Annotated in this window: 2 protein-coding genes; both read right to left on the reverse strand. The window is 58.5% G+C overall.

Annotation, left to right across the window (positions count from 1 at the left end; all coding sequences use genetic code 11):
* Window positions 1-131 precede the first annotated feature (131 nt).
* Window positions 132-533, reverse strand: coding sequence for a hypothetical protein (locus CQ12_RS47725; protein ID WP_430642245.1), 402 nt, complete (start codon window positions 531-533; stop codon window positions 132-134).
* 324 nt (window positions 534-857) lie between these two features.
* On the reverse strand, window positions 858-1,844 hold a 987-nt coding region (locus tag CQ12_RS19535), incomplete at its 5' end, for an alpha/beta fold hydrolase (RefSeq protein ID WP_083519377.1).

Below are 1,844 nucleotides of genomic sequence, written 5' to 3' on the forward strand. Positions count from 1 at the left end.
CGCGCGGCAAGGGTGGGCGAGACCCGGGCGCGGTGATGCGGGATTGAATCGCATCAGGTATCGGCACCGGTTACTGCCCCATATTTTCGCGACGTCCCTGACCGCTTGGCTGGGAAGTCTATCTTCCACTTTTATTCGTCGTCATAATCGTACGGCCTTGGACCGTAGTAAGGCCTTGGGCCGTAGTCTCGGTCATAGGGCCTTGGGCCATAATCGCGATCGTAGCGCCGCGGTTCATAATCTCGATCGTAACGCCTTTGCCCATAGTCGCGATCCTCACCGCGTGAGGGCACATCGCCTTGTGCGAAAACCGCGCGGCACCGATCGCTGAGTTGCGGAGTATTTCGCCGTAAGCATGCTACGATCCTGTCCACATCGGGAATTTGCGCGCCGCATAGCCGCCAAACGTCGGGCGTGCAGGCCCGTTGTTGTTCCCACGTTCCCCGATACTCCTGCGAAAACGCGGTACTCTGAAGGGTGATGCCGCAACCGATCGCTAGTGCAAAGCTTAGGAAAATTCGACTCGCTCGCATGTCATTGCCTTTGGTTGAACGTGGGGAGCACCCGCGCGAGTGTCTTCGCCCTGCGATTGAAATAAATGCAACGCGAGAAGGTTCGCGTCAGACAACAACTTGTGAAACGGGGGACGGGATGCTTCCGGTGCGCCGAGACAAAGTCATCAGCTAAAGATCAGACTATGCCACCGCGCTCGACGCTTTAGCGCCCTGCAGAAAAGGCATGGACGCCATCGCGATCGTAGGCCTCGCCGGTTAATCCATCCCCGCCGGAGCCGGCCACCGGCAGAGGGCTTGGGCCCTGTAACTTTCGGAGATGAACCGCTATACGGGGATTGGAGCTCAACGCGCTCGCGGACGACTTCGCTCGCGGTCCCGCGGAAACTGTTGCCGGTCCTCATCCCGCGACGAGATGATCCGTACTGGCTCCTCGAGGGATACATTCAGGTTATCTACGGCCTGCGCAATCGTGCCAGTGTCGGCATAGGTCACCATGTGCCCGGCATCATTCACGAGATGCAGATCAGAGCGGCCCAGCACTTGATGGAGACGTCGGGCCTGTTCGGGTTCGATAAGCCGGTCCCCTGTTCCGTGGAAAATATAAATGGGACATCGAATGCTTTGATAACGAGACTGCAGTCGTGCCGCTTCCGGAATTAGAAGCGCGCTTTCCTCCGCGGCCGCCCTCAGTTGCTTCGGCCGAAGCGTCAGGGAGGCTGGAAAGCGATCCTTGAAATTACCCGGAACGGAGCGAGGCGCAAAAAGCTTACGAAGCGCTATAGGCAGGATGGCCCAGGAGATAACCGGCGCTATGGTGTAGCGCATCAAATCACCCAACACCGGCACCGCTGGACCTGACATCATCCAGAAGTCCCACCGCCGTGTCGGAAAGTAGTAACCGGAGGCAAGCACAAGACCACGGACTGGGTAGTTATCTTGCAATGCGATCGCGAGGGCGACCAGCGTACCCCACGAGTGGCCCAGCACGACGGGCTCGCGCACATCGAGTTGGTCAAGGGCCTTCACGAACGACGCCGCCTGGGATGTTGCCGTCCAGATGCGTGCGCGGGGCCGTTGACTATATCCGAAGCCTGGCCGATCAAAGCATAGAACCCGGTTATGGCGAGCAAGACGGTCCACAAGTCCGCTGATGATGAGATCCTGGATCAACGAGCCGTTGCCATGGAACAGCACGACGCTCGGCGCTACCGGATCACCACGCTCGATATAATGAAGCCGTACGCCTTCACATTCGATGAAACTGCCTATGGGCGGGTTCTTCCGTTCAGCCACGAACGAGAACACGATATTTCCGATCACCAGCACAAG

Source organism: Bradyrhizobium jicamae (assembly GCF_001440395.1).
GTDB classification, from domain to species: Bacteria; Pseudomonadota; Alphaproteobacteria; order Rhizobiales; family Xanthobacteraceae; genus Bradyrhizobium; species Bradyrhizobium jicamae.

Excerpts from the sequence above, each read along its gene's own strand:
- CQ12_RS47725 (WP_430642245.1), bottom strand. The coding sequence starts at position 533 with ATGCGAGCGAGTCGAATTTTCCTAAGCTTTGCACTAGCGATCGGTTGC.